Genomic DNA, 26930 nt, shown 5'->3' with positions numbered 1-26930 from the left:
AGGTCACTATTTTGCCGTCACAACCTGCATACCTGAAGGTTCGTTTTGCAGTGCCAGAGTCAGAACTTCCTCAATGCGCTTCACCGGATGGATGTCCAGATCGGCGAGAACGTTGTCCGGAATCTCTTCCAGGTCACGTTTGTTTTCATCAGGAATTAAGACCGTTTTGATACCACCACGGTGTGCTGCCAGCAGTTTTTCTTTCAAACCACCGATCGGCAAAACCTGACCACGCAGGGTGATCTCGCCGGTCATGGCAACATCCGCACGAACCGGGTTACCGGTCAGGCACGATACCAGTGCGGTACACATAGCAATACCTGCACTTGGACCATCTTTCGGCGTTGCCCCTTCAGGGACGTGAACGTGAATATCACGTTTTTCGTAGAAGTCCGGGTTAATACCCAGTTTCTCCGCACGTGCGCGTACCACGGTCAGCGCTGCCTGAATGGATTCCTGCATCACTTCGCCCAGAGAACCGGTGTAGGTCAGCTTGCCTTTACCCGGCACACAGGCGGTTTCGATGGTCAGCAGATCGCCACCCACTTCAGTCCACGCCAGACCAGTGACCTGACCTACGCGGTTTTCGTTGTCCGCACGGCCGTAGTCAAAGCGCTGCACACCCAGATAGTCGTGCAGGTTATCGCCATTGATCTCGATATGTTTCAGTGACTTATCAAGCAATAGTTGTTTCACCGCTTTGCGGCACAGTTTGGAGATTTCACGCTCCAGACTACGCACGCCCGCTTCACGGGTGTAGTAACGAATAATGCCCACAATGGCGCTATCGTCGACCGTCAGTTCATCTTTTTTCAGCGCGTTACGCTCAATCTGCTTCGGCAGCAGGTGGCGTTTAGCAATATTCAGCTTCTCGTCTTCGGTATAACCGGACAGACGGATCACTTCCATACGATCCAGCAGCGGTGCCGGAATGTTCATGGAGTTAGAGGTCGCAACAAACATCACGTCGCTGAGATCGTAGTCCACTTCCAGGTAGTGATCGCTGAACGCCACGTTCTGTTCGGGATCCAGCACTTCAAGCAGTGCGGACGCCGGATCGCCACGCATGTCGGAAGACATTTTGTCGATCTCATCGAGCAGGAACAGCGGGTTTTTAACGCCCACCTTGGCCATTTTCTGGATCAGTTTGCCCGGCATTGAACCGATATAGGTCCGGCGGTGACCGCGGATTTCCGCTTCGTCACGCACGCCACCCAGCGCCATACGGATGTATTTACGCCCGGTCGCTTTAGCAATGGACTGCCCCAGAGAGGTTTTACCCACCCCCGGCGGCCCTACCAGGCACAGGATCGGCCCCTTGATTTTGTTGACTCGGCTTTGAACCGCAAGATACTCAAGGATGCGGTCTTTCACGCGCTCCAGACCATAATGATCGGTATCGAGGATCTCCTGCGCCTGACGCAGGTCTTTTTTGACCTTGCTACGCGCGTTCCACGGTACCTGCACCATCCAGTCGATGTAGCCGCGAACCACGGTCGCTTCTGCCGACATCGGAGACATCATTTTCAGCTTCTGCAGTTCTGCTTCCGCTTTCTCTTTTGCCTCTTTCGGCATTTTCGCCGCGTCGATTTTACGTTTCAGCGCTTCGTTTTCATCCGGCGCGTCGTCCATCTCGCCGAGTTCTTTCTGAATGGCTTTCATTTGCTCGTTCAGATAGTACTCACGCTGGGACTTCTCCATCTGCTTTTTCACGCGATTGCGAATACGCTTCTCAACCTGCAGCAGATCGATTTCAGATTCCATCATTGCCATCAGATATTCCAGACGTTCGTTAACGTCTGACATCTCCAGCACGGACTGCTTATCCGCCAGTTTTAGTGGCATGTGCGCAGCGATGGTGTCCGCCAGGCGTGCAGGATCGTCAATGCTATTAAGCGACGTCAGCACTTCTGGTGGGATTTTCTTGTTCAGCTTGATATAGCCTTCGAACTGGCTGATTGCGGTACGCACCAGCACTTCCTGTTCGCGCTCATCAATGGCCGGCGAATCAAGGTACTCCGCTTTCGCAGAGAAATGCTCGCCGTTATCAGACAGCGCAGAAATACGCGCGCGCTGTAACCCCTCGACCAGCACCTTTACGGTGCCGTCAGGCAGTTTCAGCATCTGCAAAATAGAGGCCACGGTCCCGACGGTGAAAAGATCGTTTACACCCGGCTCATCCGTTGATGCTTCTTTCTGTGCGACCAGCATGATTTTTTTATCATGGTCCATGGCCGCTTCCAGACAACGGATAGATTTTTCCCGCCCTACAAATAAGGGTATGACCATGTGCGGATAAACCACCACATCGCGCAACGGCAATACGGGGATTTCAATGCGTTCAGAACGCTCAGGATTCATAGAGCTCTCTCTTAGTTTAGTGTCCGCCAGGTAATCAGGTGGCATTGCTGTGCTTCTTATTACCACCTTTAACATGTATGTCAGTATATGGGGATGTTTCCCACACATTCAACGCCATGTTTACGGAAAAATAAAAGGGGAGATAAAATCCCCCCTTTTTGATTAACCGATTGTATAAAATGGTTAATTATTCGCCAGATGCCTGCTGCGCTTCCGGCTTACCGTAAATCAGTAATGGCTTGCTCTGACCACCGATAACGGACTCGTCGATAACCACTTTTTCGACGTCTTCCATAGAAGGCAGATCGTACATGGTGTCGAGCAGTGCAGCTTCAACGATAGAACGCAGACCACGAGCACCGGTTTTACGCGCCATCGCTTTCTTGGCGATAGCATCCAGCGCTTCGTCACGGAATTCCAGATCCACACCTTCAAGATTGAACAACGCCTGATACTGCTTGGTCAGGGCGTTTTTCGGCTCTTTCAGGATTTGGATCAGCGCATCCTCGCTCAGCTCGGTCAACGTTGCCACCACCGGCAGACGTCCGATGAACTCAGGGATCAGACCAAATTTGATCAGATCTTCCGGCTCAACCTGCGACAGCAGTTCACCTTCGCTGGCTTTATCAGACTGGGCTTTTACCGTCGCGCCAAAACCAATGCCGGAGCCGGTTTCAACACGGTTAGCAATCACCTTATCCAGACCGGCAAATGCACCGCCACAGATAAACAGGATCTTAGAAGTATCAACCTGCAAGAACTCCTGCTGCGGATGTTTACGTCCGCCCTGCGGAGGCACAGCAGCAACCGTACCTTCGATCAGTTTCAACAGCGCTTGCTGTACGCCTTCGCCGGAAACATCACGCGTGATGGATGGGTTGTCTGATTTACGCGAGATCTTGTCGATCTCATCAATATAGACAATGCCGCGCTGCGCTTTCTGTACGTCGTAATCGCACTTCTGCAACAATTTCTGAATGATATTTTCAACGTCCTCACCCACATAACCTGCTTCGGTCAGGGTGGTGGCGTCGGCCATAGTGAACGGAACGTCCAGCAGGCGCGCCAGCGTTTCAGCCAACAGCGTTTTACCGGAACCCGTCGGGCCGATCAGCAGGATGTTACTTTTGCCCAACTCGACGCCATTGCTGGTGTCGCCGTTGCGCAGACGTTTGTAATGGTTGTATACCGCGACCGCCAGCACTTTCTTCGCCTGCTCCTGACCGATAACGTAATCGTCCAGGTGGTTGCGAATTTCATGCGGCGTCGGCAGCGCACTGCGTTCACGATGCGGTGCGACTTCCTTAATCTCTTCGCGAATGATGTCATTACATAAATCAACACATTCGTCGCAGATATACACGGATGGTCCGGCAATCAGCTTGCGCACTTCATGCTGGCTTTTGCCGCAAAAAGAGCAGTACAACAATTTGCCCGAGCCATCTTTGCGTTTATCTGTCATGAGTCAAAACCTCTTCTTTGTTCTTTGTGCCGCACACGACGACGCAAATGCCATTCTCAGGCGCAAGCCGCTTGTCAGCGTTGTGCCGCCCTTCATTAGTATATACACAAAATCATTCGAGCTACATCGAGGCGGCAACTAAGCGACTCCCCAGGCGCTTACATAAGTAAGTAACTGGGGGGAGCGCTGGCAGCCAACAAAGAGGTAGCGTGAAGGATGAAGTGTATAGCGACACACTTGCGTCCTGGGCATCAATTACGATGGGTCAAAATCGAGTCGACCAGACCGTACTCTACTGCTTCAGAAGCAGAGAGGAAGCGATCGCGCTCGGTGTCACGTTCAATCTGCTCAAGCGATTGACCCGTATGATGCGCCATAAGTTCATTCATGCGCCCTTTCACTTTAAGGATTTCACGGGCATGAATTTCAATATCCGTTGCCTGGCCCTGGTAACCGCCCAGAGGCTGGTGGATCATGACGCGAGAGTTAGGCAGGCAGAAGCGTTTATCTTTTGCCCCTGCAGTCAACAGGAACGCGCCCATTGAGCACGCCTGGCCCATACAAATGGTGCTAACGTCCGGCTTAATAAACTGCATGGTGTCATAGATAGACATCCCTGCGGTAATTACCCCACCCGGGGAGTTGATGTACAGGTAGATATCTTTTTCTGGGTTTTCCGCTTCCAGGAACAGCATCTGCGCCACGATCAGGTTAGCCATATGGTCTTCGACCTGGCCGGTCAGAAAAATGACGCGTTCCTTAAGTAGACGAGAATAGATATCAAAAGAGCGCTCGCCACGTGAGGTCTGTTCAATGACCATCGGCACCAGCGCCATATGGGGTGCAAAGTTATCTCGTTCGCCGCTGTATGACATTTCCGTCTCCTGGATAAAATTTGAAAAAACCTGCTGTGCTGATTGTAACCTTATGGACGGATTATCAGCTAGTCCCTCAGTAATGGGTACGACATCGCCATAATTCAAGCATAACAATCTTTTGTTGTAACGCTAACACTGAAACGCTGTTTTCGCACCCTTCCCATGCAAAATGCGTGACAAAAAAAAACCCGCCACCGGAAGGTGACGGGCTTATGTGCGAATTTCGTGCTAAAAACGCGACGAATTACGCCTGCTGGTTCATCAGTTCGTTGAAGGTAGTGGCTTTTTCAGTCACTTTTGCCTTCGCCAGAACCGCTTCAACAGCCTGCTCTTCCAGAGCGACGTTACGCATGTTTTCCATCAGCTCTTTGTTCTTGCTGTAGAATTCAACCACTTCTTTCGGATCTTCGTAAGCAGAAGCCATCTCTTCGATCAGGCCTTTTACGCGTTCTTCGTCAGCTTTCAGCTCGTTGGTACGAATAACTTCGCCCAGCAGCAGGCCAACAACAACGCGACGCTTAGCCTGTTCTTCGAACAGTTCACGCGGCAGTTCCAGAGCTTGTTTCTCGTTGCCACCGAAACGCTGTGCAGCCTGACGACGCAGAACGTCGATTTCGTTGTCAATCATGGCAACAGGAACGTCGATGTCATTCGCTTTTACCAGACCTTCGATCGCCTGAGACTTAACGCGGTTACGCACGGCGCCTTTCAGCTCGCGTTCCATGTTTTTACGTACTTCAGCACGCAGACCGGCAACAGAACCATCTTCCACGCCGAAACGCTTGATGAATTCTTCAGTCAGTTCCGGCAGTTCACGTTCTTCAACTTTCTTCAGGTTGATAACGAATTTAGCCGCTTTACCTTTCAGGTTTTCAGCGTGGTAGTCTTCCGGGAAGGTCACTTCGATAGTGAACTCTTCGCCAGCTTTGTGACCTTTAACGCCTTCTTCGAAGCCTGGGATCATACGACCCTGACCCATTGCCAGTACGAAGTCAGACGCTTTGCCGCCTTCGAACTCTTCGCCGTCTACAGAACCGGTGAAGTCGATGGTGACACGGTCTTCTGCATCAGCAGCGCCGTCTTTGTCTTTCCAGGTCGCCTGCTGCTTACGCAGGGTGTCCAGCATGACGTCAACGTCAGCGTCGGTGACTTCAACAACCGGTTTTTCAACTTCGATTGCGTCCAGACCCTTCAGCTCAACTTCCGGGTAAACTTCAAACTCTACCGCGTAAGTAAAATCTTCACCCAGTTTGTATTCGCCCGGAACGTAGTTCGGAGAGCCAGCCGGATTAATTTTTTCTTTGATGATTGCATCAACGAAGTGACGGCTCATCAGGTCGCCCAGAACGTCCTGGCGAACAGAAGCGCCATAACGCTGAGCAACAACATTCATCGGTACTTTTCCCTTGCGAAAGCCGTCAATACGCACTTTCTTCGCTACGTTGACCAGCTCGCTTTTCACAGCGTTTTCGATGCTGTCAGCAGCGATAGTAATCGTTACACGGCGGCCAAGGCCTTGAGTGGTTTCAACTGAAACTTGCATCTTGTTACCTCAAAAAATCACAGTGCTCGGTCAACTCTTCTCCGCAAGCACAGGTTGTTGGCTTCGCGGAACCGGGATGTTCTCAAAATCAATCACATTCCCTGTCGTCAGAATCATCCCGAAGACATTCCGAAAAATAAGACGCGCATTATAGCGGCATCACTTTTATGAGTCGAGAACGGTTATCGCGCGTTGCTGCGGCTTTTTTCACAATTCCCGGCTAATTTTTGTCTGAATACTGTACGACTGACTCAGAATTCAGACAAAACAAAACGGCCCGTAGGCCGTTTTCACATAATCTGTAGCAACATACTGGAAAAGCGCCGGTTGTTGCAAATCCGTTTTTCTACGCGATGCTTCCCGCTCCACGACAGGGAGGCGATGCAAAAATCGTGTCCTGCAACGCTTCCCACTCCTTGGTGGTGTAGGTATGCAGGGCTAACGCATGTACGGTTGTGGAGAGTTCCGCCGTTAACGTACTGTAAATCATCCGATGACGATTAAGAAAACGTTCACCTGTAAAGCGATCGCTGACCAGCACAACCTTAAAGTGGCTTTCAGAACCTGCCGGAACATTGTGACGATAGCTTTCATCCACAACTTCGAGGAACACGGGTTGGAACGCTGCCCTTAATTTTTCTTCTATTTGCTCACGAATCATCATGAAATTTTTCCTCCGACAACGCTGAGATGTCACCCATCCCTTTAAATACTAGCCGCTTTTACCGTTTCCATTACACCTTAGCAACAAAAAATTAGCGTTTATCTGATTTTCTCAGCCAAACGAATGAAGTTCACTGATTCAACTGTCCGGTTTATTGCAAAAAGTCCATTTATGGTCTCATCAAAGTAGATAAACGGACAACGCAATGAATTTACATGCGTTACCCACTTCCCCTCGTCTCTGGCAATGTTATGATGGCGGGAATTTTCTCTAACCATAAAATGTAGATCCACTGAGAACCCCTGGCATGTTTAAAAAAATCCTCTTTCCGTTAGTCGCGCTGTTTATGTTAGCTGGATGCGCAACGCCACCGACCACCATTGACGTTTCGCCAAAAATTACCCTGCCGCAGCAGGACCCTAGCCTGATGGGTGTGACCCTCAGCATTAATGGGGCCGATCAGCGTCAGGATCAGGCTCTGGCCAAAGTCACCCGCGACAATCAACTGGTAACGCTGACTGCATCCCGCGATCTGCGTTTCCTGCTGCAAGAAGTGCTGGAAAAACAGATGACCGCACGCGGTTATATGATTGGTCCAAACGGTGCTGTTAACCTGCAAATCATCGTGAGCCAGCTGTACGCCGACGTGTCTCAGGGTAGCGTGCGTTACAACATCGCCACCAAGGCAGACATCGCCATTATTGCTACCGCAGCCAACGGCAACAAGATGACCAAAAACTACCGCGCAAGCTATTCTGTTGAAGGCGCGCTGCAGGCCTCTAACAAAAATATTGCTGACGCCGTTAACAGCGTCCTGACCGATACCATCGCTGATATGTCTCAGGACACCAGCGTTCACGATTTCATCAAGCAGAACGCACGTTAATTTCTGCCCTTATGGCCCGGCGCACGTCGGGCCTAAAGACGCCATGTCCAGTCACTACTTACGTATTTTTCAGCAACCTAAGTCAGCAATTCTGCTGATGCTGGGTTTTGCTTCCGGTTTACCGCTCGCGCTGACCTCCGGTACGCTTCAGGCGTGGATGACGGTCGAGAACATCGATCTTAAAACTATCGGCTTCTTTTCTCTGGTCGGTCAGGCCTACGTCTTTAAGTTCCTCTGGTCCCCTGTGATGGACCGCTACACACCGCCGTTTTTGGGTCGACGTCGAGGCTGGCTGCTGACCACACAGATTTTGCTGCTGATTTCTATTGCTGCAATGGGTTTTCTGGAGCCCGGCACGCAGTTGCGATGGATGGCAGCATTGGCGGTAGTAATCGCCTTTTGCTCAGCGTCGCAGGATATCGTCTTTGATGCCTGGAAAACGGATGTTTTACCCGCCGAAGAACGCGGCACCGGCGCTGCCATCAGCGTGCTCGGCTACCGCTTAGGGATGCTGGTTTCCGGTGGCCTGGCGCTGTGGATGGCCGATCGCTGGCTTGGCTGGCAGGGCATGTACTGGCTGATGGCGGCCCTGCTGATACCGTGTATTATCGCCACCCTGTTAGCCCCCGAACCCACAGATGCGATTCCGGTCCCTAAAACGCTGGAACAAGCAGTTGCCGCGCCGCTGCGCGATTTCTTTGGCCGTAACAACGCCTGGTTAATCCTGCTGCTGATTGTGCTGTATAAGCTTGGCGATGCCTTCGCCATGAGCCTGACCACCACCTTTTTAATCCGCGGCGTCGGATTTGACGCCGGTGAAGTTGGGGTGGTCAATAAAACGCTGGGGCTGCTGGCGACAATTGTTGGCGCACTGTACGGCGGGATCCTGATGCAACGCCTGTCGCTGTTTCGCGCATTGCTGATTTTTGGCATTTTGCAGGGCGCATCGAACGCGGGTTACTGGTTGCTCTCCATTACCGACAAACATATGTTTAGCATGGGTGCGGCAGTATTCTTCGAAAACCTGTGCGGTGGGATGGGGACAGCAGCATTTGTTGCTCTGCTGATGACGCTGTGCAATAAATCCTTCTCCGCAACGCAGTTTGCCCTGCTCTCCGCGCTTTCCGCTGTGGGGCGCGTTTATGTCGGCCCGGTCGCGGGCTGGTTTGTCGAAGCACACGGTTGGCCCACGTTTTATCTGTTCTCCGTCTTTGCCGCGATCCCAGGCCTTATTCTGTTGCTGGTCTGTCGCCAGACGCTGGAACATAGCTGGAAAAACGAAAGTTTTATCCCGCGCACGGAGTTTCGTAGCGCGTACAACCTGGCATTGATGACGCTGGTGGCGGGCTGTTGTTTGCTGGTGGTCTGGCTGTTACTGCTGACAATGAACGCCCTGGATTACACTAACTTCTCCTTCCTGCCGGAACTGCTTGAAGTTGCGGTCGTGGTCGCAGTCTGCGGTGTGGTATTCGGTGGATTGCTGGATTATCTGGCGCTGCGCAAAACGCGTCTGGCGTGATGTTGCACATTTATGCTCTAAATAATTCGAGTTACGGGACAAAAGGCGTGAGCGTTCTGAACAGCGCTTGCGCTGGCCCCGTAGGGGAGAGGCCGAAAGGCCGAATCACGCGGCGACGCAGCAAATCCCCAGGAGCTTACATAAGTAAGTGACTGGGGTGAGCGAGGACAAATTCGTCGGGAACGAATTTGAACGCTGTTCACAGCGCCCGTAAGGGTGAGGCCCAGGATGGGCCGAGTTATTGCCAACACACCCGTAGCTTGAAGTATGACGAGCATATTTGGCCGTTGTAATAACTCTGCGTAATTATAACGGCTAAATAAACAACACTTAATAAAAATATTATTTGTTGTTTTGTGCGCCATAGATTTTGGAAATTATTGACGCCTTTTATAAATTCTATTTTCCTTACTCGATTCAGCCAACGCCATTCTATTTTTTGTTCTCTAATTGTCCTTTTAATGATAATCAATTGTTAATTAATTGTTTTATTTTAGCATTGGTTATACCAATTGCCCTTCGCACTGCCCCCGCATGCCCGCTTTCGTTATAACGTGATGTTGCAACAGGTTCTTAAAGTCAACGCGGTATATATTGCAACATATGTGACATGCACGGCAGAACCCGGTAACACAGATCCAATGATGTTTACAGTAATGTAACCTTCCCGTAAAATGCCCTCACACTTTAAACGCCACCCGGTCCCGTGGAATTGAGGTCGTTAAATGAGACTCAGGAAATACAATAAAAGTTTGGGATGGTTGTCATTAATTGCAGGCACTGCATTACTCAGTGGCTGTAATTCTGCGCTGCTTGACCCTAAAGGACAGATTGGTCTGGAACAACGTTCATTGATACTGACGGCATTTGGCCTGATGTTGATCGTCGTTATTCCTGCCATCTTGATGGCTGTTGGTTTTGCCTGGAAGTACCGTGCAAGCAATAAAGATGCGAAGTACAGCCCGAACTGGTCACACTCCAATAAAGTGGAAGCTGTGGTCTGGACGGTGCCTATCTTAATCATCATTTTCCTTGCCGTACTGACCTGGAAAACCACGCACGCGCTTGAGCCAAGCAAACCGCTGGCGCATGACGAGAAGCCCATTACCATCGAAGTGGTTTCCATGGACTGGAAATGGTTCTTCATCTATCCGGAACAGGGTATCGCTACCGTGAATGAAATCGCCTTCCCGGCGAACACTCCGGTTGAATTCAAAGTGACATCCAACTCCGTGATGAACTCCTTCTTTATCCCGCGTCTGGGTAGCCAGATTTATGCCATGGCCGGTATGCAGACTCGACTGCATCTGATCGCCAACGAAGCCGGTACTTATGATGGTATCTCCGCAAGCTACAGCGGACCAGGCTTCTCCGGTATGAAGTTCAAGGCTATCGCAACAAAGGACCGCGCCGAATTCGACCAATGGGTTGCTAAAGTTAAACAGTCCACGAACACCATGAGTGACATGGCAGCGTTCGAGAAAGTGGCTGTACCAAGCGAATACAACCAGGTGGAATATTTCTCCAACGTGAAACCGGATTTGTTTAAAGACGTTATTAACAAATTTATGGCTCACGGTAAGAGCATGGACATGGCCAAACCAGAAGGTGAGCACAGCGCACACGAAGGAATGGAAGGCATGGACATGAGCCACGCGGAATCCGCTCACTAAGGGGCCGAGGAAGAATACGATGTTCGGAAAATTGACACTGGATGCAGTCCCGTTCCATGAACCAATCGTCATGGTTACGATCGCTGCCATTATCATCGGTGGGGCGGCCTTACTGGGCCTCATTACTTACTTCGGTAAGTGGACCTACCTGTGGAAAGAGTGGCTGACTTCGGTTGACCACAAACGTCTTGGCATCATGTATGTCATCGTCGCCATCGTCATGTTGATTCGTGGCTTTGCTGACGCCATCATGATGCGTAGTCAGCAGGCGCTGGCGTCTGCAGGTGAAGCGGGCTTCCTGCCACCTCACCACTACGACCAGATCTTCACGGCTCACGGCGTGATCATGATCTTCTTCGTCGCCATGCCATTTGTTATCGGTCTGATGAACCTGGTGGTTCCGCTGCAGATCGGCGCACGTGACGTTGCCTTCCCCTTCCTGAACAACCTGAGCTTCTGGTTCACCGTTGTCGGCGTTATCCTGGTTAACCTGTCTCTGGGCGTAGGTGAATTCGCACAGACCGGCTGGCTGGCCTATCCGCCGCTCTCGGGAATAGAGTACAGTCCAAGCGTCGGGGTTGATTATTGGATATGGGCGGTGCAGTTGTCCGGTATAGGTACAACCTTAACCGGTATCAACTTCTTTGTGACCATCATCAAGATGCGTGCACCGGGTATGACGATGTTCAAGATGCCGGTATTTACCTGGGCATCTCTGTGCGCCAACATCCTGATTATCGCCTCCTTCCCAATCTTGACGGTCACCGTCGCGTTGCTAACCCTGGATCGCTATCTGGGCACCCATTTCTTTACCAACGATATGGGCGGCAACATGATGATGTACATCAACCTGATTTGGGCCTGGGGCCATCCGGAAGTGTACATTCTGATTCTGCCGGTCTTCGGGGTATTCTCCGAAATCGCAGCGACCTTCTCGCGTAAACGCCTGTTTGGCTACACCTCGCTGGTGTGGGCAACCGTGTGTATCACCGTTCTGTCGTTCGTTGTTTGGCTGCACCACTTCTTCACCATGGGTGCAGGCGCTAACGTTAACGCCTTCTTCGGTATTACCACCATGATTATCGCCATCCCTACCGGGGTGAAGATCTTCAACTGGCTGTTCACCATGTATCAGGGCCGTATCGTATTCCACTCAGCGATGCTGTGGACGATTGGCTTCATCGTGACCTTCTCAGTCGGCGGTATGACCGGCGTACTGCTGGCGGTTCCGGGTGCGGACTTCGTACTGCACAACAGCCTGTTCCTGATTGCGCACTTCCACAACGTTATCATCGGCGGCGTGGTATTTGGTTGCTTCGCCGGTATGACCTACTGGTGGCCAAAAGCGTTTGGCTACACGCTGAACGAAACCTGGGGCAAACGCGCATTCTGGTTGTGGATCATCGGCTTCTTCGTGGCATTTATGCCGCTGTATGTGCTGGGCTTTATGGGTATGACCCGTCGTCTCAGCCAGCAGATTGACCCGCAGTTCCATCCGATGCTGGTCGTTGCCGCCTGCGGTGCCGCGCTGATTGCACTGGGTATCCTGTGCCAGCTGATTCAGATCTACGTGTCTATTCGCGACCGCGAGCAGAACCGTGACCTGACCGGTGACCCGTGGGGTGGTCGTACGCTGGAGTGGGCAACCTCTTCCCCGCCTCCGTTCTACAACTTTGCCGTTGTGCCACACGTTCACGAGCGTGATGCCTTCTGGGAAATGAAAGAAAAAGGCGAAGCGTATAAGCAACCTACGCACTATGAAGAGATTCATATGCCGAAGAACAGCGGCGCCGGTATCGTCATTACCGCCTTCGCAACACTGTTTGGTTTCGCCATGATCTGGCATATCTGGTGGCTGGCAATTGCAAGCTTCGCAGGCATGATTATCAGCTGGATCGTGAAAAGCTTTGATGAAGACGTGGATTACTACGTGCCGGTCCCGGAAGTCGAAAAACTGGAAAATCAGCATTTCGATGAGATTACTAAGGCAGGGCTGAAAAATGGCAACTGATACTTTAGCGCACGCGAATGCCCACGCGCACGAACACGGGCACCACGATGCAGGTCAGAACAAAATCTTCGGATTTTGGGTCTACCTGATGAGCGACTGCATTCTGTTCTCTATTCTGTTTGCAACCTATGCCGTTCTGGTGAACGGCACCGCAGGTGGCCCAACAGGTAAGGACATTTTTGAGCTGCCGTTCGTCCTGGTAGAGACCTTCCTGCTGTTATTCAGCTCCATTACTTACGGCATGGCGGCGATTGCCATGTACAAGAACAACAAGAGCCAGGTGATTTCCTGGCTGGCGTTGACCTTCTTGTTCGGTGCCGGATTCATCGGGATGGAAATCTATGAATTCCATCACCTGATTGTTAACGATATGGGCCCAGATCGTAGCGGTTTCCTGTCGGCGTTCTTCGCGCTGGTTGGTACGCACGGTCTGCACGTCACTTCCGGTCTTATCTGGATGGCGGTGCTGATGGTGCAAGTTGCCCGTCGCGGCCTGACCAGCACTAACCGTACCCGCATCATGTGCCTGAGCCTGTTCTGGCACTTCCTGGATGTGGTGTGGATCTGCGTGTTCACTGTTGTTTATCTGATGGGGGCGATGTAATGAGTCATTCAAACGTGAGCGGCGGCGCATCCCATGGCAGCGTAAAAACCTACATGACAGGTTTTATCCTGTCTATCATCCTGACGGTCATTCCGTTCTGGATGGTGATGACAGGTTCTGCCTCTCCTGCCGTTATTCTGGGGACTATCCTCATTATGGCAGTGGTACAGATACTGGTTCACCTGGTGTGCTTCCTGCACATGAATAGCAAATCTGATGAAGGTTGGAACATGACGGCCTTTGTCTTTACTGTGCTAATCATCGCCATTCTGGTTGTGGGCTCCATCTGGATTATGTGGAACCTGAACTACAACATGATGATGCACTAAGAGCGGCGATTATGATGTTTAAGCAATACCTGCAAGTAACGAAACCAGGCATCATCTTTGGCAACCTGATCTCGGTGATTGGTGGATTCCTGCTGGCCTCTAAAGGTAGCATTGATTATCCCCTGTTTATCTACACGTTGGTTGGGGTGTCACTGGTTGTGGCGTCGGGTTGTGTATTTAACAACTACATCGACAGGGATATCGACAGGAAGATGGAGAGGACCAAAAACCGTGTGCTGGTTAAAGGTCTGATTTCTCCTGCGGTCTCGCTGGTATACGCCACCTTGCTGGGTATTGCTGGCTTTATGCTGTTGTGGTTTGGCGCGAACCCTCTGGCCTGCTGGCTGGGGGTGATGGGCTTCGTGGTCTATGTTGGCGTGTACAGCCTGTACATGAAACGCCACTCGGTCTACGGTACGCTGATTGGCTCACTCTCCGGCGCTGCGCCGCCGGTGATTGGCTACTGCGCCGTGACGGGGAGCTTTGACAGCGGTGCGCTGATTCTGCTGGCGATTTTCAGCCTGTGGCAGATGCCGCACTCTTACGCCATCGCGATTTTCCGCTTTAAGGATTATCAGGCTGCCAACATTCCGGTACTGCCGGTGGTGAAAGGCATTTCGGTGGCGAAGAACCATATCACGCTGTACATCGTGGCGTTTGCTATCGCCACGCTGATGCTAACCCTCGGCGGCTATGCAGGTTATAAATACCTGATTGTTGCTGCGGCGGTGAGCGTCTGGTGGTTAGGCATGGCGCTGCGCGGATATAAAGTGGAAGATGACAGAGTCTGGGCGCGCAAGCTGTTCGGTTTCTCCATCATTGCCATCACCGCGCTTTCCGTGATGATGTCCGTCGACTTTATGGTGCCAAACTCGCAGAACCTGCTGACTTACGTCTGGTAAGTTAATCGTCACATCTTCTATGCCGGATGGCGGCTAACGCCTTATCCGGCCTACAAAAAGCACATTGCTTGTAGGCCGGATAAACGTAACCCCATCAGGCATCTTCCAGTTTATTATTCGTCCAGATTTCAAACAGCCATTTCCCCGCTTCAGCCGACTCAGCAAACATCCTTACGGTTAACGGTAAACGTGTTGCTTCCACTTCTTCCCGTTTAGCTTTGAACCATCTCGTGAATAGTGGCAGATTGTGCCATGGATAATAAGGTTTCCAGTTCACACATGATAAATCGACTTTGAACTCTTTCTCATATCTATCCAGAGCACTGTGGAGATCATCACCGGGGGCGTCAAACAATTCTGAGTCGAGTTCTAAAGGAACCTCCTTCCAGTTTTCATCCAAAAACCCAGGTATTTCTTCCCTGAAAAGCTTTAACACATCGTCTTGAATACTCATTAGAATGATGTCCACTGAATGCGATCTTTAGGTCGAGCAATTAAATTGTATTTTAGCTGCGTCTTTCTTGATACTTGCACAAGTGCATTTACTAGACCAATCCACCCAAGCCAAGGTATATACCGAGCAATCACAGCAGCAAGTTTGTTAGTGCTTTGTATCCTGAAACCCACTGGGGTGGGGACTTTAATACCAAATGGAACCCGCGCATCTCTCAGAAGCATTCTCCCGTATTTGGAAACAACACTTGTTCCTTCAATAGCCCCAGAAGGTTTCTGTCTTGTCTTCAACCAAGGTTGACCAGCCAGAATAGCGGCTCCCGATTCAATACCAATTCCTAACTCATCACAAAACTGTTCCAGAAAGATGAGATCGAACAATTCCCCAGCTGATAGATTGCTGTGACCGTGATACCAATAGGTACCCTTAGCTTCTTCCGTAGTGTCCATTCAATCACCTATTATGCCGTCTGCCGGTCATTCCATGCATCGGTATAGATAATGTTCCCGTCGCAATGCTTCCAGGTGATTTTTTCGTAGCGTAATTCGATGGTTTCAAGATGGTTATTGTTCATGTCCTCTGGACCAGCCATTGTGGGAGAAACGGAGACAATCCGCACGCCTTCGAGCAGCATATTGAAATACTCCACCTCCTGACCCGCATCATTAATCTTGTACCAACGAATCTCAGCAGACTTAAGATTTTGGCCTGTTGCAACCGCTTTGTATAAATACGGACTAGAGTAGTCGAACTCTTTGACAATCATCATTGGCGAATGCTGGCGTGTGCCTGTTGGCTTACCCGTTGCATTATCGGTAGGGATAGAGAGATTATGATGAAACCCCTTAAATTCAATACTGTTTTCTCGTCCCTTCACGTCGCACCCGCCTTTGATCAGCGCGCCGCCATCGTCATACATCCACATATTGCCCGGAATCGCCATTTTCCCTGTTCCTTATTCCGTAAAAAAAGACCACAAAAAATGTACACTTGAAATTATTGCATGTAAATTAGTTGCCATCGTAACAACAGTTTTTACACCTGTTCACGGCTCCACATATTGTAGTGGTTTACCCCATCCTCTCCCCGCTTTACACTAGGCGCGAAATTAAAACAGAGGTGGGAATGAACGATTATAAAATGACGCCCGGTGAGTTGCGCGCCACCTGGGGTTTAGGGACCGTATTCTCGTTGCGCATGCTTGGCATGTTTATGGTCCTGCCGGTTCTGACCACCTATGGTATGGCGCTGCAGGGCGCCAGCGAAGCGCTGATCGGGCTTGCCATCGGCATTTATGGTCTGGCACAAGCGGTCTTCCAGATCCCCTTCGGCTTGCTTTCCGACCGCATCGGTCGTAAACCGCTTATCGTCGGTGGGCTGGCGATATTCGTTTTCGGTAGCGTGATTGCCGCGCTCTCAGACTCTATCTGGGGAATTATACTCGGACGTGCACTGCAGGGTTCCGGGGCGATTGCCGCCGCAGTGATGGCGCTGCTGTCTGACTTAACCCGCGAACAGAACCGCACAAAAGCGATGGCGTTTATTGGCGTCAGCTTTGGTATCACCTTCGCCATTGCCATGGTGCTTGGGCCGATCGTTACCCACGCGCTGGGATTACACGCGCTGTTCTGGATGATCGCCGCACTGGCAACCACCGGTATCTTACTGACCATTTGGGTGGTTCCCAATAGCACCACCCACGTGCTGAACCGCGAATCGGGCATGGTCAAAGGCAGCTTCAGTAAAGTCCTGGCGGAGCCTAAACTGCTGAAGCTCAATTTTGGCATCATGTGCCTGCATATTTTACTGATGTCCACTTTCGTCGCCCTGCCAGGCCAGCTGGCAAAAGCGGGCTTTCCCGCCGCCGAACACTGGAAGATTTATCTGGTGACGATGCTGCTGTCCTTTGTTTCCGTGGTGCCGTTCATCATCTATGCCGAAGTAAAACGCCGGATGAAGCGGGTATTTCTGTCGTGTGTGGTGCTGATCCTGGCTGCTGAGATTGTCCTGTGGAGCGCTAACATTCGTTTCTGGGGGCTGATTGCAGGTGTTCAGCTCTTCTTCCTCGCCTTTAACCTGATGGAAGCACTTCTCCCCTCGCTCATCAGCAAAGAATCACCGGCGGGTTATAAAGGAACGGCGATGGGCGTTTACTCCACCAGCCAGTTCCTCGGTGTCGCCATCGGGGGTTCACTGGGCGGTTGGGTGGTCGAAATGTTTGATGGTCAGGCGGTATTTTTGGCAGGCGCATTACTGGCTGCAATCTGGTTACTGGTGGCCAGCACGATGAAAGAGCCGCCGTATGTCAGCAGCCTGCGCGTGGAAATCCCCCCTGAGATCGCCGCAGATGACACACTAAAACAGCGACTGCAGGCAAAAGAAGGCGTGAGTGAGGTGTTAATTGTGGCAAAAGAGCATTCTGCCTATGTGAAAATCGACAGCAAAGTGACCAATCGATTTGAAATTGAGCAGGCGATAAGCCAGGCGTGAGGATTGCCGGATGGCAACTATCGCCTTATCCGGCCTACAAATAGCGTCTGCGATCGGTAGGCCTGATAAGCGTAGCGCCATCAGGCAGAACGGCTTAGTCGCGGAAGTTCTTGAACTGGAACGGCTGGCCGAGATCGCCGCCACGCACCAACGCCATGACGGATTGCAGATCGTCACGCGCTTTGCCGGTCACACGAATTTCTTCGCCCTGAATCTGCGCCTGCACCTTCAGTTTGCTGTCTTTAATCAGCTTGACGATTTTCTTCTGTACCGCGCTTTCAATGCCCTGCTTCAGCTTCGCTTCCACAAACCAGGTTTTTCCGCTGTGGGTAAAGGTTTCCGGTACGTCCAGTGACGTCCCTTCAATCCCGCGCTTCAGCAGCTTGGCGCGCAAAATATCCAGCAACTGATTAACCTGGAAATCAGACTCGCTCAGCACCTTAATGGTCTTATTGGCTTCGTTCAGCTCAAAAGTGGCTTCAACGCCACGAAAATCGAAGCGTGACTCCACTTCGCGGCTCGCGTTATCGACCGCGTTACGCGCTTCCTGAAGATCAACTTCAGAGACAATATCGAAAGATGGCATCTTTTCCTCTCCCTTCGTTTTTGATGCGAAGCATAATACCTGCAAAGTTACTCAACAGACAGCGCTATACTAGGCTGTATCCCCTAATTGTACGTGCCAATGGTAGCAGCGAACAATAATGGGATGCAGACGATATGGATTAGCACCTGGTGCTGTTGCAGGTGAGGAGGATGAATGAGAATTACCGTACTGGGATGCGGAGCCTTAGGGCAGCTTTGGCTTACCGCGCTATGCAAACATGGACATGAGGTTCAAGGGTGGCTACGCGTGCCACAACCTTATTGCAGCGTGAATTTGATTGACACGGATGGGTCAGTTTTTAATGAATCCCTGACGGCAAACGATCCCGACTTTTTGGCAAAAAGCGATCTGTTACTGGTGACGCTGAAAGCCTGGCAGGTTTCTGATGCGGTAAAAAGCCTGGCAACTATTCTGCCAAAGACCACCCCAATTCTGTTGATTCACAACGGAATGGGCACCATTGATGAGCTGCAAAGCATTACGCAACCACTGTTGATAGGCACCACCACGCAGGCCGCTCGCCGTGATGGCAACGTCATAATCCATGTGGCGAAAGGAACAACGCGCATCGGCCCGGCGCGTGAACAGGATGGCGATTTCAGTTATCTGGCTGAGATCCTGCAAGAGGTGCTGCCTGACGTTGCCTGGCACGACAACATCCGCGCGGAACTGTGGCGCAAGCTGGCAGTCAATTGCGTCATTAACCCACTCACCGCGCTGTGGAACTGCCAAAACGGTGAGTTACGCCAGCATCCTGAAAAAATAGCGCAGATATGCGAGGAAGTGGCGGCGGTTATCGAACGCGAAGGCCACCATACATCCGTGGATGATTTACGCTATTATGTTGAGCAAGTAATTGACAGTACGGCAGAAAATATCTCATCCATGCTGCAGGACATTCGTGCTCTGCGCCATACGGAGATTGACTACATTACCGGTTATTTGTTGAAACGCGCGCGTGCGCACGGCATCGCCGTCCCGGAAAATGCCCACCTGTTTGAAATGGTAAAGCGAAAGGAAAGTGAATATGAGCGCTCAAGCACTGGTATGTCTCGCCCCTGGTAGTGAAGAGACCGAAGCGGTCACCACTATCGATCTGCTGGTTCGAGGCGGGATCCAGGTGACAACCGCCAGCGTAGCCAGCGATGGCGACCTGACGATTGTCTGCTCGCGCGGCGTCAAGTTGCTGGCGGATGCACCGCTGGTTGAAGTCGCCGACGGCGATTACGACATTATCGTGCTGCCCGGCGGTATTAATGGCGCAGAATGTTTTCGCGACAGCCCGCTGCTGATTGAAACCGTTAAACAGTTTCATCGCTCCGGGCGTATTGTGGCAGCCATATGTGCCGCAGCCGCCACCGTGCTGGTTCCGCATGACATTTTCCCCATCGGCAATATGACCGGCTTCCCGGCGCTGAAAGACAAAATCCCCGCTGAACAATGGCAGGACAAACGCGTCGTCTGGGATCCGCGCGTCAACCTGCTGACCAGCCAGGGGCCAGGAACATCAATTGATTTTGGCTTAAAAATCATTGATCTGCTGGTCAGTCGCGAAAAGGCTCATGAAGTGGCGTCACAACTGGTGATGCCCGCAGGCATTTATAACTACTACGAGTAACACTTAGGCCACTCCCTCTAAAAGGAACCGTTATGAAAGGATATCTGAGCGGAGTGGTTTTACTGCTCCTTTCCAGCACCACCGCCGCAACCCAGCTTGAAATTAAGAGCCTTGAGTACCGTTATCCCAATAGCACTGAAATGCAGTATCGCGTGCCATGGTTTTCCTCAACGGATAACCCGCAGGTTGCAAAACGCATTAACAATTATATTTTCGCAAGCTTCATCAATCGGTTACCAGGGAATAACCCGCAGGCGACAGTGAATCAGTTTGCGAAATCAGAGATGAATGCCACCGCCAACCTTGACTACACGGTCGAGTATCGCGACGCCAACGTGCTGACCCTGAATATGTTTGCCGAAGGCTGCGGGGCCTATTGCGAGTCGTATAACGTGCCGATGAGCTTCGATTTAGCCAATGGCGCGGCAATTACCCTTAACGATCTCTTTTCTCGCGCCACGATGGCCGAATTAAACACCCGCATCAGAAAAGATATCCGCAGCCAAATTGATACCTTTGTTGCCGCACAGAAATCACAAAAGTCGGAGCCAATAAAAGAGGAAGACGGTGAAGATTTGGGCTATGACGACTTCTACGCATCATGCGCCACCTACACCGACGGGTTGTACTACATCGACAAATTCTCCCTGCAAAAAGATCATCTGGCTTTCCTGAACGGACGCTGTAGCAACCACGCCAACCGCGCGGGTGATGAACTGGGCGATTTCACAACAAAAATCCCGACCGCAGAACTGCATAATCAGTTCACGCCATACGGCCAGTATCTGACTGGCGCAAAGGGTACAACACCGGTTGAGCCCGCGCCCGGCATCGATGGCAAGGTGATGTACGGCACGCTGGGAAAAAGCATGCGTATCGTGTTGAAGGTGGACTGTAAATACGGTGATTATTTTGAAGGGGCTTACTTCTACCAGAAATTTGGCGCACCGATTGAATTAACCGGTAAGTGCGACACTGCCAACAATCAACATTATGAACTGAAGACCTCTGACGCAGAACAGGCGCAAGAGAAGATGACGCTGGAATTGAAAGACGGTGTCTATCAAGGCGTCTGGGAGTCGAACGGGAAGACGCTTCCCGTGCGTTTTGAATAATATCGTGATATTGCCGGATGGCGGTGTAAACACCTTATCAGGCCTACAAAGACGTACAGTTTGTAGGCCTGATAAGCGCAGCGCCATCAGGCAGAAGTCACTACGGGCGATACACCTTCACGTTTGCAAAACCCTGCTCGCGCAGATACAGCGCCTGCAGGCGGCTCATCACACCGCGTTCACACCACAGCAGCCAGGTTTTATTCTGGTCCAAATCGCCAAAGTGGGTGCTCAGCTTGTAGAACGGCAGCGAAACCACGTCCACGCCTTCCACTTTCAGCGGCTTATCATCCTGTTCATCCACAGAGCGGATGTCCAGAATCACGTCGTTGGGGCCAAAACCGCTCACGGTTTCAACTTCCACCACGGCCTGCTCGGTCTGCTGAGCGATATCGCGGATATCGATATTATTGGCTTCTTCCACCACTTTATCGAGGATGGCAAAATCGAAGTTTTGTTCTTCGGCTTCAATCTTCGCTTTAATGGCTTTTACCGTCGGGCTTTTTGAGATCACACCGCAGTACTCCGGCATGGTTCGAGCAAAGTCTTCGGTACCAATTTCACGCGCCAGATTAATGATGTGTTCTTTATCGTGCGAGATCAGCGGACGCAGGATCAGCGTGTCGGAGACGTTGTCGATCAAACGCAGGTTAGTCAGCGTCTGGCTGGATACCTGCCCAAGCGCTTCACCGGTCACCAGCGCCTGGACGCCGTAGCGCTCGGCCACTTTAGACGCCGCGCGAACCATCATGCGCTTGAGGACCACGCCCATCTGGCCATCGTCAACTTTCTCGAGGATCTCACCCACCACCGGTTCAAAGTTGATGGCGACAAAACGTACGCGATGCGAACTCCCGAAGCGGTTCCACAGGTAATGCGCCACCTGACGAACGCCGATTTCGTGCGCCGCACCACCGAGGTTAAAGAAGCAGTAGTGCACGCGACAGCCGCGACGCATCAACATATAGCTGGAAACGCCAGAGTCAAAACCGCCGGAAATCAGCGACAGCACGTCTTCCTGGGTGCCAATCGGATAGCCGCCAATACCTTCGTAGCGACCTTTCACCAGCAGCAGTCGGTCGTTTTCAATTTCAAGATTGACGGTCACATCAGGTTTGGTCAGCTTCACGCGCGCGGATTCAATATGTTGATTCAGCCCACCGCCAACATAACGTTCCACTTCAATGGAGCTAAACTCATGCTTACCACGGCGCTTCACGCGCACGCAGAAGGTTTTGCCTTCCAGTTGATCGCGGTACTGCACCAGCGCTTTCTCGAAGATATCGTGCATATCGGTAAACGGCACGTCTTCCACTTCGAGAATATGGTGGATACCCGGAATGCGGGTCAGCGCGTCACGAATATCCAGACGCTGGGTTTCATCTTTGGCGCGAACCTCAACATGGTCCCAGTGGCGGACGACAGCAAGGTCTTCATCATAGTGTTTTAAAACGTTACGGATGTTCCCTGTCAGAATTTTTATAAAGCGCAAACGCACAGATTGGCTTTTGATGGTGATTTCTGGGAACAATTTAATGATAAACTTCATGGCGGCAATGGTTCTTTGGCAAGCATCAAAGGCTTGTATTGGGGAATAATACAGCAGCCCATACCTGCGGCTGCATCCAGGCGCGGAAGTATACCACTACGCGAGCTTCCTGTGCACATTGCGCATTATTTGATAATTGCCCGAAGTCCGTTACCATGGCTTGGGCTGAAAATATTGAGAGTCAGACATTCATTATGCCGAAGAAAAATGAAGCGCCCGCCAGCTTTGAAACAGCGCTGAGCGAGCTGGAACAGATTGTTACCCGTCTGGAAAGCGGCGACCTGCCGCTGGAAGAGGCGCTGAACGAATTCGAACGTGGCGTACAGCTGGCGCGTCAGGGACAGGTTAAGTTGCAACAGGCTGAACAGCGCGTGCAAATCCTGCTGTCTGAGACGGAAGATGCCGCCCTCACGCCTTTTACACCGGATAATGAGTAAATGGATTTTACGCAGCAGCTACAGGCTTGCGTTGAGCAGGCCAACCAGGCACTGAGCCGTTTTATCGCGCCATTGCCCTTTCAGAACACTCCCGTGGTCGAGACCATGCAGTATGGCGCATTATTAGGCGGTAAACGTCTGCGCCCGTTCCTGGTATACGCAACCGGTCAGATGTTTGGCGTCAGCCTGAGTACGCTCGACGCTCCCGCCGCGGCGGTTGAGTGCATCCATGCTTATTCGCTGATGCACGATGATTTACCCGCGATGGACGACGACGATCTGCGACGCGGCCTGCCGACCTGCCACGTTAAGTTTGGCGAGGCGAATGCGATTTTAGCGGGTGATGCGCTGCAAACGCTGGCGTTTTCCATTATCAGTGACGCCCCCATGCCGGAGGTCGCCGACCGTGACCGCATCGCCATGATCTCTGAACTGGCTCAGGCCAGCGGTATTGCCGGCATGTGCGGCGGTCAGGCGCTGGATCTGGCGGCTGAAGGCCTCCAAGTTGAGCTGGAGGCGCTGGAGAAAATCCATCGCCATAAAACCGGGGCCTTGATTCGCGCCGCCGTGCGTCTGGGGGCATTAAGTGCCGGAGACCAAGGCCGAAACGTCCTGCCGATACTCGACAAGTACGCCGAAAGCATCGGTCTGGCGTTCCAGGTTCAGGATGACATACTGGATGTGGTAGGCGATACTGCAACATTGGGTAAACGTCAGGGTGCCGACCAGCAGCTTGGCAAAAGTACCTATCCTGCACTTCTGGGTCTTGAGCAAGCCCGGAATAAAGCCCGGGATTTAATCGAGGATGCCCGCCAGTCGCTCAGTCTGCTGGCCGCACAGTCACTCGATACCTCGGCACTGGAAGCGCTAGCGGACTACATAATCCAGCGTGATAAATAAACCAACATATCCGATGAGCTTGCGATGAGTTTTGATATAGCCAAATACCCGACCCTGGCGCTGGTCGACTCCACCCAGGAGTTACGCCTGCTGCCAAAAGAGAGCCTGCCCAAGCTTTGCGACGAACTGCGCCGCTATTTGCTCGACAGCGTGAGCCGTTCCAGCGGGCATTTTGCCTCCGGTCTGGGCACGGTGGAGCTGACCGTCGCGCTGCACTACGTCTACAACACCCCGTTTGACCAGTTAATCTGGGATGTGGGACATCAGGCGTACCCGCACAAAATTCTGACGGGGCGCCGCGATAAAATCGGCACCATCCGCCAAAAAGGTGGCCTGCATCCGTTCCCCTGGCGTGGCGAGAGCGAGTATGACGTTTTAAGCGTCGGACACTCCTCCACCTCCATCAGCGCCGGTATTGGCATTGCGGTTGCCGCCGAGAAAGAAGGCAAAGAACGCCGTACCGTTTGCGTGATTGGCGACGGTGCCATCACTGCCGGCATGGCGTTTGAAGCCATGAACCACGCGGGCGATATTAAGCCCGACATGCTGGTTATCCTGAACGACAACGAAATGTCGATTTCAGAAAACGTCGGCGCGCTAAACAACCACCTGGCACAACTGCTCTCCGGCAAACTGTATTCCTCATTGCGTGAAGGCGGGAAGAAAGTCTTCTCCGGCGTGCCGCCGATAAAAGAGCTGCTTAAACGTACCGAAGAACACATTAAAGGCATGGTGGTGCCGGGTACGCTGTTTGAAGAATTGGGCTTTAACTACATCGGCCCGGTAGACGGTCACGACGTGCTGGGACTGATCACCACGCTGAAGAACATGCGCGACCTTAAAGGCCCGCAGTTCCTGCACATCATGACCAAAAAAGGTCGTGGTTATGAACCTGCAGAAAAAGACCCAATCACGTTCCATGCGGTACCCAAATTCGATCCGTCCAGCGGATGTCTGCCGAAAAGCAGCGGCGGCCTGCCGAGCTACTCCAAAATCTTCGGCGACTGGCTGTGCGAAACGGCGGCCAAAGACAACAAGCTGATGGCGATTACCCCGGCCATGCGCGAAGGCTCCGGTATGGTGGAGTTTTCACGTAAATTCCCGGACCGCTACTTCGACGTGGCGATTGCCGAGCAGCACGCGGTCACCTTTGCTGCCGGACTGGCAATTGGCGGCTATAAGCCGGTGGTCGCGATTTATTCCACCTTCCTGCAACGCGCCTACGATCAGGTGCTGCATGATGTCGCCATTCAGAAACTGCCGGTCCTGTTCGCCGTGGATCGCGCGGGGATCGTGGGCGCAGATGGACAAACCCACCAGGGCGCGTTCGATCTTTCTTTCCTGCGCTGCATCCCGGAGATGGTCATTATGACCCCGAGCGATGAAAACGAATGCCGCCAGATGCTGTTTACCGGTTATCACTACACTAACGGCCCGGCCGTGGTGCGCTACCCGCGCGGTAATGCGGTTGGTGTTGAGCTGACCCCGCTGGAAAAATTACCTATTGGTAAAGGCATCGTGAAGCGTCACGGGACAAAAGTGGCAATCCTTAACTTCGGCACCCTGATGCCAGAAGCCGCTCAGGTTGCGGAATCGCTGAACGCCACGTTGGTCGATATGCGCTTTGTCAAACCACTGGACGAAACGTTGATTCTGGAGATGGCGGCCCGTCACGAGGTGCTGGTTACGCTGGAAGAAAACGCCATTATGGGCGGCGCGGGCAGCGGTGTAAACGAAGTGCTGATGGCGCATCGTAAGCCGGTTCCGGTGCTTAACATTGGTCTGCCTGACTTCTTCATCCCACAGGGGACACAGGACGAAGCGCGCGCCGATCTCGGTCTTGATGCCGCCGGCATTGAGGCCAAAATCAAGGCCTGGCTGGCATAATCCCCTCCCCGCTCCTGCTATGCTTAATGATTAACACGCTAAGCAGGAGCGGAATATGCAATACAACCTCTTAGGAAAAACTGACCTTCGGGTTTCTCGCCTTTGTCTGGGCTGCATGACGTTTGGCGAACCCAATCGCGGCAACCACGCCTGGACGCTGCCGGAAGAAAGCAGTCGCCCAATTATCAAATATGCTCTTGAAGGCGGTATTAACTTTTTTGATACTGCCAATAGTTACTCCGCTGGCAGCAGCGAAGAAATTGTCGGTCGCGCCCTGCGTGACTTCGCCCACCGCGACGAGGTGGTGGTCGCCACAAAAGTATTTCACCTGGTGGATGATTTAGCGGAAGGGTTATCCCGGGCGCAAATCCTGCGTTCTATCGACGACAGCCTGACTCGCCTTGGCATGGACTATGTCGATATCCTGCAAATTCACCGCTGGGATTACAACACGCCTATCGAAGAAACCCTGGAAGCGCTCAACGACGTGGTGAAGTCCGGCAAAGCACGCTATATCGGCGCCTCTTCGATGCACGCCTCCCAGTTTGCGCAGGCGCTGGCCTTGCAGAAACAACACGGCTGGGCGCAATTTGTCAGCATGCAGGATCACTACAACCTTATCTACCGTGAAGAAGAACGCGACATGCTGCCGCTGTGCTACCAGGAAGGCGTGGCGGTGATCCCGTGGAGCCCACTGGCACGGGGACGTCTGACGCGCCCCTGGGGAGAAACGACCGCGCGTGTCGTGTCGGATGAAGTCGGAAAAAATCTGTACCGCGAGAGTGATGAAAACGACGCGAGAATAGCGGAACGGTTAACCGGGGTGAGTGAGGAAATCGGCGCTTCGCGCGCGCAGGTAGCGCTGGCGTGGCTGCTGAGCAAACCGGGCGTCGCTGCGCCCATAATTGGCGCCTCGCGCGAAGAACAGCTGGATGAGTTGCTCAACGCGGTCGATTTAACGCTAAAACCGGAACAGATTGCCGAACTGGAAATGCCGTACAAACAGCATCCGGTGGTGGGATTTAAATAATCTGGTATTGC

At 52.2% G+C, this 26930-nt stretch carries 25 protein-coding genes; 15 read left to right on the top strand and 10 right to left on the bottom strand.

Going from position 1 to position 26930, the window contains the following annotated elements; all coding sequences use genetic code 11:
• Positions 1-6 precede the first annotated feature (6 nt).
• From lon to bolA, 5 genes are all read right to left on the bottom strand, one after another.
• Positions 7-2361 carry an endopeptidase La gene (gene lon / locus M2374_RS17305; RefSeq protein ID WP_181688415.1) on the bottom strand — a complete coding sequence of 785 codons (2355 nt, stop codon included), beginning with the start codon at positions 2359-2361 and terminating at the stop codon, positions 7-9.
• A 187-nt stretch (positions 2362-2548) separates the two neighbouring features.
• Complete coding sequence (gene clpX, locus M2374_RS17300; RefSeq protein ID WP_096758063.1) at positions 2549-3823, bottom strand: ATP-dependent protease ATP-binding subunit ClpX; 1275 nt, start codon at positions 3821-3823, stop codon at positions 2549-2551.
• A 251-nt stretch (positions 3824-4074) separates the two neighbouring features.
• A complete protein-coding gene (gene clpP, locus M2374_RS17295; RefSeq protein ID WP_096758064.1) occupies positions 4075-4698 on the bottom strand; it encodes an ATP-dependent Clp endopeptidase proteolytic subunit ClpP in 624 nt (207 codons plus the stop codon).
• 247 nt (positions 4699-4945) lie between these two features.
• On the bottom strand, positions 4946-6244 hold the full coding sequence (gene tig, locus M2374_RS17290) for a trigger factor (RefSeq protein WP_096758065.1): 1299 nt from the start codon (positions 6242-6244) through the stop codon (positions 4946-4948).
• Between the two features lie 346 nt (positions 6245-6590).
• Complete coding sequence (gene bolA, locus M2374_RS17285; protein WP_096758066.1) at positions 6591-6908, bottom strand: transcriptional regulator BolA; 318 nt, start codon at positions 6906-6908, stop codon at positions 6591-6593.
• Between the two features lie 307 nt (positions 6909-7215).
• Between bolA and M2374_RS17280 the strand changes: the two genes are divergently transcribed.
• The 7 genes from M2374_RS17280 (at position 7216) to cyoE (ending at position 14832) form a co-directional block, all read left to right on the top strand.
• Positions 7216-7794, top strand: a complete 579-nt coding sequence (locus tag M2374_RS17280; RefSeq protein WP_096758067.1) for a lipoprotein — start codon at positions 7216-7218, stop codon at positions 7792-7794.
• A gap of 43 nt (positions 7795-7837) precedes the next feature.
• Positions 7838-9313 carry a muropeptide MFS transporter AmpG gene (gene ampG, locus M2374_RS17275; protein ID WP_137362732.1) on the top strand — a complete coding sequence of 492 codons (1476 nt, stop codon included), beginning with the start codon at positions 7838-7840 and terminating at the stop codon, positions 9311-9313.
• Between the two features lie 725 nt (positions 9314-10038).
• Positions 10039-10986, top strand: a complete 948-nt coding sequence (gene cyoA, locus M2374_RS17270; RefSeq protein ID WP_181688416.1) for a cytochrome o ubiquinol oxidase subunit II — start codon at positions 10039-10041, stop codon at positions 10984-10986.
• Positions 10987-11005: 19 nt separating this feature from the next.
• The gene (cyoB, locus tag M2374_RS17265) at positions 11006-12997 is read left to right on the top strand and encodes a cytochrome o ubiquinol oxidase subunit I (RefSeq protein ID WP_096758070.1); all 1992 of its coding nucleotides are present in this window, start codon (positions 11006-11008) and stop codon (positions 12995-12997) included.
• A complete protein-coding gene (locus tag M2374_RS17260) occupies positions 12987-13601 on the top strand; it encodes a cytochrome o ubiquinol oxidase subunit III (protein WP_096758071.1) in 615 nt (204 codons plus the stop codon). The genes cyoB and M2374_RS17260 overlap by 11 nt, the downstream gene beginning before the upstream one ends.
• Complete coding sequence (locus M2374_RS17255; protein WP_096758072.1) at positions 13601-13930, top strand: cytochrome o ubiquinol oxidase subunit IV; 330 nt, start codon at positions 13601-13603, stop codon at positions 13928-13930. The genes M2374_RS17260 and M2374_RS17255 overlap by 1 nt, the downstream gene beginning before the upstream one ends.
• A gap of 11 nt (positions 13931-13941) precedes the next feature.
• Positions 13942-14832, top strand: coding sequence for a heme o synthase (gene cyoE / locus M2374_RS17250; protein WP_181688417.1), 891 nt, complete (start codon positions 13942-13944; stop codon positions 14830-14832).
• Positions 14833-14926: 94 nt separating this feature from the next.
• Here the strand turns inward: cyoE and M2374_RS17245 are convergent, their stop codons facing one another.
• Genes M2374_RS17245 through M2374_RS17235 form a run of 3 tightly spaced genes read right to left on the bottom strand, consistent with a single transcriptional unit; the run spans position 14927 to position 16229 of the window.
• Positions 14927-15286 (bottom strand): DUF1493 family protein, encoded by a 360-nt coding sequence (locus M2374_RS17245; RefSeq protein ID WP_174360583.1) that lies wholly within the window; start codon positions 15284-15286, stop codon positions 14927-14929.
• A complete protein-coding gene (locus M2374_RS17240) occupies positions 15286-15735 on the bottom strand; it encodes an STM2901 family protein (RefSeq protein ID WP_174360582.1) in 450 nt (149 codons plus the stop codon). The genes M2374_RS17245 and M2374_RS17240 overlap by 1 nt, the downstream gene beginning before the upstream one ends.
• Positions 15736-15746: 11 nt before the next feature.
• The gene (locus M2374_RS17235; RefSeq protein WP_181688418.1) at positions 15747-16229 is read right to left on the bottom strand and encodes an Hcp family type VI secretion system effector; all 483 of its coding nucleotides are present in this window, start codon (positions 16227-16229) and stop codon (positions 15747-15749) included.
• Positions 16230-16411: 182 nt separating this feature from the next.
• Between M2374_RS17235 and M2374_RS17230 the strand changes: the two genes are divergently transcribed.
• Positions 16412-17776, top strand: coding sequence for an MFS transporter (locus M2374_RS17230; protein ID WP_181688419.1), 1365 nt, complete (start codon positions 16412-16414; stop codon positions 17774-17776).
• A 94-nt stretch (positions 17777-17870) separates the two neighbouring features.
• Here M2374_RS17230 and M2374_RS17225 read toward each other — a convergent pair whose 3' ends face one another.
• Entirely contained in the window at positions 17871-18362 is a 492-nt protein-coding gene (locus M2374_RS17225; protein ID WP_096758076.1) for a YajQ family cyclic di-GMP-binding protein, read from the bottom strand.
• Positions 18363-18536: 174 nt separating this feature from the next.
• Here M2374_RS17225 and panE point away from each other — a divergent pair, with 174 nt between their 5' ends.
• Genes panE through M2374_RS17210 form a run of 3 tightly spaced genes read left to right on the top strand, consistent with a single transcriptional unit; the run spans position 18537 to position 21116 of the window.
• Positions 18537-19448 (top strand): 2-dehydropantoate 2-reductase, encoded by a 912-nt coding sequence (gene panE / locus M2374_RS17220; protein WP_096758077.1) that lies wholly within the window; start codon positions 18537-18539, stop codon positions 19446-19448.
• On the top strand, positions 19411-20001 hold the full coding sequence (yajL, locus tag M2374_RS17215) for a protein deglycase YajL (protein ID WP_181625052.1): 591 nt from the start codon (positions 19411-19413) through the stop codon (positions 19999-20001). Before panE ends, yajL begins: the two co-directional genes overlap by 38 nt.
• Positions 20002-20033: 32 nt before the next feature.
• The gene (locus M2374_RS17210; protein ID WP_181688420.1) at positions 20034-21116 is read left to right on the top strand and encodes a hypothetical protein; all 1083 of its coding nucleotides are present in this window, start codon (positions 20034-20036) and stop codon (positions 21114-21116) included.
• A gap of 100 nt (positions 21117-21216) precedes the next feature.
• On the opposite strand, the gene thiI is transcribed toward M2374_RS17210, so the two are convergent.
• A complete protein-coding gene (gene thiI / locus M2374_RS17205) occupies positions 21217-22665 on the bottom strand; it encodes a tRNA uracil 4-sulfurtransferase ThiI (RefSeq protein ID WP_135912466.1) in 1449 nt (482 codons plus the stop codon).
• Positions 22666-22859: 194 nt separating this feature from the next.
• Here thiI and xseB point away from each other — a divergent pair, with 194 nt between their 5' ends.
• The 4 genes from xseB to M2374_RS17185 are packed head-to-tail and all read left to right on the top strand — an operon-like array spanning position 22860 to position 26919.
• Complete coding sequence (xseB, locus tag M2374_RS17200) at positions 22860-23102, top strand: exodeoxyribonuclease VII small subunit (protein ID WP_096759458.1); 243 nt, start codon at positions 22860-22862, stop codon at positions 23100-23102.
• Positions 23103-24002: a (2E,6E)-farnesyl diphosphate synthase gene (gene ispA / locus M2374_RS17195; protein WP_115259240.1), complete on the top strand. Its 900-nt coding sequence runs from the start codon at positions 23103-23105 to the stop codon at positions 24000-24002.
• A 24-nt stretch (positions 24003-24026) separates the two neighbouring features.
• The gene (gene dxs, locus M2374_RS17190) at positions 24027-25889 is read left to right on the top strand and encodes a 1-deoxy-D-xylulose-5-phosphate synthase (protein WP_115259241.1); all 1863 of its coding nucleotides are present in this window, start codon (positions 24027-24029) and stop codon (positions 25887-25889) included.
• 55 nt (positions 25890-25944) lie between these two features.
• Positions 25945-26919 carry an aldo/keto reductase gene (locus tag M2374_RS17185; protein ID WP_181688421.1) on the top strand — a complete coding sequence of 325 codons (975 nt, stop codon included), beginning with the start codon at positions 25945-25947 and terminating at the stop codon, positions 26917-26919.
• The last annotated feature ends 11 nt before the right edge of the window (positions 26920-26930 follow it).

Origin of the sequence: Citrobacter sp. JUb117 (assembly GCF_024809055.1) — a bacterium.
Taxonomy (GTDB): Bacteria; Pseudomonadota; Gammaproteobacteria; order Enterobacterales; family Enterobacteriaceae; genus Citrobacter; species Citrobacter gillenii.
This window is presented reverse-complemented; position numbering and strand designations above follow the sequence as displayed.